Genomic DNA, 6,510 nt, shown 5'->3' on the forward strand with positions numbered 1-6,510 from the left:
CCCTCGCTCCGGTCCTGCTCCGTGGGCCCGCCGCCATCGGCCATCCCTGGCCGGGGGCGGCTAACCCGGCATCCTTGCCGGGTTGCCCACTGCGCAGAACCTGCGCTCGGCCTCACGAGGGGGCGGGCACCGCAACAGCGCCGCGAGGCGGCCTGATAGCCGACCTCTCTCTCCCGGATATGCGCAATCCCTGTAGGAGTGAGCCTGCTCGCGATAGCTCCCTAACAGCCAACCACTTTCTTGCTGATTCAAAAACATCAAAATGTGGGAGCGAGCTTGCTCGCGATAGGCAGCGACGCGATGTGTCTGGATCACTTCATCGCGTCGCTGCATTTCTACTGAGGAGGAGGAGGGGGGTTAACGCTGGGTGCTCAAGCTTGCGAGGAATGTTTCAATCACTGATTCGATCAGTGTGTCGTCGAAGATCATGCTCCGGTGCAGCAGCGGTGAGTGCATTGAGCAGTTGAGTGCGCCGGTGCGGCTGTAGCGTTTGATCAGGGTTTCGTTGAAAGCCAGTTCCTGCGCGGTTTTTTCCGGCGTGGCCCACCAGCAGCTTGGCTGGACGGTCACCGGTTTGAAGGTGAAGGCAGCGAACGCTTCGACCAGCCGATCGTGTACCGCGAACGCCTGGGCATTCATGACTTCGTTTTTGATGTTTTGCACGGTCGCCAGCAAGTCGCCCTGGCCGGGTTCGACCAGCCCGGTTGCCCAGTCATAAAACCCTTTCACCGAACCTAGCGGCGAATCTCGCAGCCACGCCGCCGTGTGCTCGGTCAGCGTCGGGAACAGCAGGTCGAAGTAGTGAATGGCATCGCGGATTTCTTCCGAGGCTTCGCTGTGGCTCGCCTCGTGGAGTTGGCGCTGGCGCGGCAGGTCGGCGGGGTACAGGTGCTCTGGAACGGTGCTGTCGACCAAGCCTAAAAAAGCCACCTGATGGCCCAAGCCTTCCAGCGTGGCGGCGATGTCCAGTGCGATGGCGCCGCCCAGTGACCAGCCCAGCAGGTGATAAGGGCCTTGCGGTTGGGCCTTGATGATTTCGCTGCTGTAATCGGCAATCATCTCGTCCCAGGTGTTTGTGTCGTTATGCTGCTCGCTGAACCCGCGATGCATCACGCCGCTCACCGCCGCATGCGCCTTGAGTTTTTTCGCCAACGGCTGGTAGCAAAACACAATGCCGCCGCTGGGGTGCAAACAGAACAGTGTGGGCGATCCGCTTGGCGCGCTGTTCAGTTCGACCACGCATTGGCTCTGATCGCGATGCTTGCGCGAAAGAAACGCCGCCAACTGCGCAATGCTCGGGTGCGCCAGCAGTTCTTGCAGGCGCAGGTCGATGTTCAATTGCGCCTTCAGCGTGGAAATGAACTGGATCGCCAGAATCGAGTGCCCGCCGAGTTCGAAGAAATTGTCGCTGATGCCGACCCGGTCAACCCCCAGCGCTTGTTGCCAGAGTTCCGCCAGCGCTTGCTCCAGCGGTGTTTGCGGCGCCACGTAAGCTTGCTGCCACAGACTGGCGTCGGGCGCCGGCAATTTACTGCGGTCGAGTTTGCCGTTGGCATTCAGCGGGAAATCTTCGATGAACGACAAATGCGCCGGCACCATGTAGTCCGGCAACTGTGACCGCAGCGCGGCGAGCAATTGCTCGCGCAGTTCGGCGGTCGGTGGTTCGCTCGCAATCACGTAGCCGACCAGTTGCTGCCCGCTCGGCCCTTCGTGTGTCAGCACCACGCAATCGCGCACCGCTGGCAAGCCTTGGAGGCGCGCCTGAATTTCCCCCAGCTCGATGCGGAAACCGCGAATTTTTACCTGATGATCGATGCGCCCGGCGTATTCGATGCTGCCGTCGGCGCCATAGCGGGCGAGGTCGCCAGTGCGATACAACAGCCCGCCGGGCAACGTGTCGAACGGGTCAGGAATGAAACGGCTGGCGCTCAGGCTCCGGCGGTTCAGGTAGCCGCGCGCCAGGCCGGCGCCGCCGACATACAGCTCGCCGATACAACCTTTGGCCACCGGGTTTAGCTGCGGGTCGAGCACGTACCACGACAGGTCGACAATCGGCACGCCTAACGGGCTGGCCGCCGCGCAGTCGAGGTCGGCCAGCGACAGCGGCCGGTACGTCACGTGCACGGTGGTTTCGGTGATGCCGTACATATTGACCAACTGTGGCGCGTGATCGCCGAAGCGCTCGAACCACGGGCGCAGGCTTTGCACGTCGATCGCCTCGCCACCAAAAATCACGTAACGCAACTGTTGCTTCAGGCTCTGGCCCGGCGCGCAGGCAATTTGCATCAATTGCTTGAACGCCGAAGGCGTCTGGTTCAGCACGCTGACTTTTTCTGCGCAGAGCAGCGCGTACATGTCTTGCGGCGAACGGCTGATCGCGTGCGGCACGATCACCAGTCGGCCACCGTGCAGCAGTGCGCCGAAGATTTCCCACACCGAGAAATCGAACGCGTAGGAATGAAACAGGCACCAGACGTCGCGCTGATTGAAAGCAAACCAGTCAGCCGTGGCGTCAAACAGACGCATCACGTTGTGGTGCGGCAGCAGCGCGCCTTTCGGTTTGCCGGTGGAGCCGGAGGTGTAAATCACATAGGCGAGGTTGTCCGGGTGCACCGCAACATCGGGATTGTGCTCGGCGCCACTGGCCGTCGGCTCGAGGATCAGGCAGCGCACCTCGGGCGGCAGCGCCAGTTGTTCACGCAGGTGCGCCTGGGTCAGGACCAAGGTGATACCGCTGTCCTCAATCATGTAGGCCAGTCGCTCGGCCGGATACGCCGGGTCGAGCGGCACGTAAGCGCCGCCGGCCTTGAGGATCGCCAGCAGGCCGATGATCATCTGTGGCGTGCGTTCCGCCGCGATGCCCACCAGCACTTCCGGGCCGACCCCTGCGCCGATCAATTGATGAGCCAGGCGATTGGCCTGGCGATTGAGCTCGGCGTAACTCATGTGCTGTTCGCCAAACGTCAATGCGATGGCTTCACCGGCACGGCGGGCCTGTGCCTCGATCGCCTGATGCAGACAGCGTTGGCGCGGCAGCCGGGTTGGCTGTGGATTCCACTCGGCGAGGGTCTGGCGGTGTTCGTCCGGGCTGAGCATCGGCAACTCGCCGACGCTGCGTTCAGGTGTCTGAATCATCGCTTGCAGCAAGTTCTGCCAATGCCCGGCGATGCGCTCGATGGTGGTGACCTGGTAGAGGTCGCGACTGAACTCCAGACTGGCCGTCAGGCCTTGCGCGGAGTATTCGACATCCAGCGACAGGTCGAATTTCGCCTGATTTTCCCCGGCATCAAGGAAGTCCAGCGTCAGCCCATCCCAAACCATCGGCGGCGCGTCCGCACCGCCCGTGCGCCAATTGAACAACACCTGGAACAGTGGATTTGCGCTGTGGTTGGTCGGCCGTTGTAACTGGTCGATCAGCAGTTCCAGCGGGTAATCGGCATGGTCCATCGCCGCCAGCGACTGGCCGCGCAGTGCCTTCAGAAAATCCACCGTGCGCTGGCACGGATCGAGGCGCACGCGGTACACCTGGCTGCTGACAAAAAACCCCACCAGCTCCTGGGTTTCGCCGCGATTGCGGTTGGCGTTGGGCACGCCGACGGTGAAGTCGTTCTGGTTGCTGTAGCGCGCCAGCAGCAATTGCCAGGCGCCCAGCGCCAGCACAAATGGCGTCAATCCCTGACGCTGGCAGAACGCGTTGAAGGCCTCGGCGAGAGCCGGTTCAAGGGTCCACTGCAAGCGTCCGGCCAAGTGCTGCTGACCGTCGGCGCGAGTCGCGTCCTGCGGTAATTCAAGCACCGGCAATTCACCGCCCAGGTACTCGCGCCAGTAATCGCCGCTGCGCGCGCAAGCGCTGCTGTCGAGGTATTCGCCGCGCTGCCAGTGCGCATGATCGGCGTACTGCAAGTGCAGCGGCGGCAACGGCGAATCATCACCGGCCCGCGCCTGAGCGTAGGCGCGCGACAAATCCTCCATGAGGATCGCGTTGGACCAGGCGTCCGAGACGATGTGGTGCATGTTCAGCAGCAACAGGTATTGCCCCGGCGCGGTGGTCAGCAACGTCGCCCGAATCAACGGTGCCTGGCGCAGATCGAAAGCCAGCGTTGCTTGATCCTGGATGCGTTGCGCCAGTGCTGCGGCGCGGGCCTGCTCGTCGAGCGCCGACAGGTCTTCGCGGTGCAGGGTCAGCCGCGCTTTACGCTCGACGATCTGCGTTGGCACGCCATCGAGTTCGGTGAAGGCGCTGCGCAGGATGTCGTGGCGGTCGATCACGCGATTCAGCGCCGCTTCCAGCGCATCGGCGTGCAGCTCACCGCTCAGGCGCAAGGCGCGCGGCAAGTTGTACGCCGAACTGTGCGGCGCGCGTTGCTGCTCCAGCCACAAGCGCTGCTGGGCAAACGACAGCGGCGCTTGCTCCAGTCGGGTTGTGTTCGGCGGGGCGTGGACGTCGTCATCGGCCTCTGCCAGCAGCAGCGCCAGCAGATCATCATCAAGAAGTTCGTTCATGGGAGCTCACAAAAGGCGCAGAAAGTGGGGCGGCTCAGGCGGTGGCCAACGGGGCTTTTTCGCTGACGACCCGTCCGCCCTCCATGCGCACCAACTGGTCGGCGACATCGAAGTAACGGTCATCGTGGGAAATGACGATGATGGTCTTGCCCAGGTATTTCAGCTCCGGCAGCAGCTCGGTGTAGAAAATGCGCCGGAACACCGGATCCTGGTCGGCCGCCCACTCGTCGAACAGCAGCACCGGGCGTTCTTCGAGCCACGCGTTCAGCAGCGCCAGGCGTTTGCGCTGGCCGGTCGACAGGTCGGTGGTGGTGAAAGCGCCGTCGCGGATGCTCACCTTGTGCGAGATTTCCAGGCGTTCGAGGTATCGGCTGGCGTCTTCGGGTACCTTCTGATCGCCCTGCACCAGTTCATCGAACAGGTAGTAATCGGCAAAAATCGTGGTGAACAACTGGCGATAATCGTCGCGGTTTTTCGCCAGTACCGGCTCGCCGTTGAGGATGATTTCACCGCCCTGTGGCGCATACAGACCGAGCAGCAGTTTGATCAGCGTGGTTTTACCGCCGCCGTTTTCGCCAACGATGAACACAATCTCGCCTTGGGCAATCGACAGGTTGACCGGGCCGAGGGCGAACGGCGTGCTGCCGTCCACCGCCGGAAAGGCAAAATGCACGTCGCGCATTTCCAGGTGTTCGACCAGCGGTTTGGCCGCGTCTTTGTCGCTGAGCAACAAGTGCGGTTCCGGCGACGAAAACTGCTCGGCGAGGTCGGCAATGCGCTTGAACGCGATGTTGGCGCGGCTGACCACGGGCAGGGTGGTCACCAAATATTCTATCGGGCCTTTCATGTACAACAGCACCAGCACAAAACCGCTGAGCACGGCTTTGTCAGTGCCCAACCAGAACGATTGCAGGGCCAGCGCCAGACCGATCACCACGAAAAACAGCATCGAGCCGAGGGTCTTCGCGACCACAAAAGTGTTGACCGCGCGGATGTGCGTATTGCAGATGAAGTCGGCGGTGCCTTCGATGCGCTGGCTGAACATGCGCTGGCGGCGTGGACGATGGATGCGCAGTTCCTTGGCCCCGGCGGCAATCGCGCTGTAGTGTTTTTGCAGTTCGTCCTCGGCTTCGCGAGCGGCCTGGAAACCCTTGATGCCCTTGGCCCGCGCCACGTATTGCAGGGCGGTGCCGATGGTCAGCGCGACCAGCAGCAAGGCAAACATCGGCAGCGACAAATACGCCAGGTAGCTCAGGCAGCCGAGGGTCACGGTGAACGCAATCGCCAGCGGCGCGAACGAGAAAGCGAAATCGCTGACGGTGTCGACGTCGTGGGTCAGCACCGGAATCAGTCGATAACTGCGAAAGCGTTCGATCTGTTCGATCGGCGCCAGCAGGACTTTTTCACCCAGCGATTTTCGCAGGCCGGCAATGATGTGCTGGCCGACGTGGTTGGTGCCGATGTCCGACAGAATCTGCGTGGTCAACGCGACCACGCACAGCCCGACAAACACCGCCAATGCACGCGGTGACGGGCTGGTGGCGGCGTTCAGCGCGTCATTGATGGTCGCCAGCAACGCGGTGATGCTCAGGCCACCGAGCATGCCGAGCAGGATCGACACGACGACGATGACCCGGAAAGGCTTGAGCAGGCCGAGGACTTCACTGAAGGCTCCGCGCGATTTTGAGGTCATGGAAGTTTTCCGCTTCAAGGGCCGCAATGGGCAATGGTTCAAGAGTTTGGCTGCTTGAAAGACGAAACCCGTGGGCGACGATTTAGCCGCGCACGGGTTTGTTGCAGGTCATGCGACAGGAGGTGGTGGCCTCACAGATCCCGAGCGACGCGAAAGCCGATCCAGTCGCCGCGGGTGTCGGTGTAGGTCGCGTTGCGGTTGCCCGAACGCGAGAACACCGGCGCTTCGCCCCAGTCATTGCCGCGGATGCGCCGCACTTTGCAGTCGCCGGTCAGCCAGGCACTGCCGTCGCTCGGGGCGCCAAGGTAGTTTTC

The 6,510-nt window shown here is 62.3% G+C and carries 3 protein-coding genes; all 3 read right to left on the reverse strand.

Annotation, left to right across the window (positions count from 1 at the left end; translation table 11 throughout):
- Window positions 1–357: 357 nt before the first annotated feature.
- On the reverse strand, window positions 358–4,503 hold the full coding sequence (locus BI292_RS08465) for a non-ribosomal peptide synthetase (protein ID WP_101207603.1): 4,146 nt from the start codon (window positions 4,501–4,503) through the stop codon (window positions 358–360).
- Between the two features lie 34 nt (window positions 4,504–4,537).
- A complete protein-coding gene (locus tag BI292_RS08470) occupies window positions 4,538–6,196 on the reverse strand; it encodes a cyclic peptide export ABC transporter (RefSeq protein ID WP_101207604.1) in 1,659 nt (552 codons plus the stop codon).
- Between the two features lie 131 nt (window positions 6,197–6,327).
- Window positions 6,328–6,510 (reverse strand): SUMF1/EgtB/PvdO family nonheme iron enzyme (locus tag BI292_RS08475; RefSeq protein ID WP_157831231.1); only part of this gene is annotated, 183 nt, incomplete at its 5' end.

The organism is Pseudomonas sp. 43NM1, assembly GCF_002836905.1.
GTDB classification, from domain to species: Bacteria; Pseudomonadota; Gammaproteobacteria; order Pseudomonadales; family Pseudomonadaceae; genus Aquipseudomonas; species Aquipseudomonas prosekii.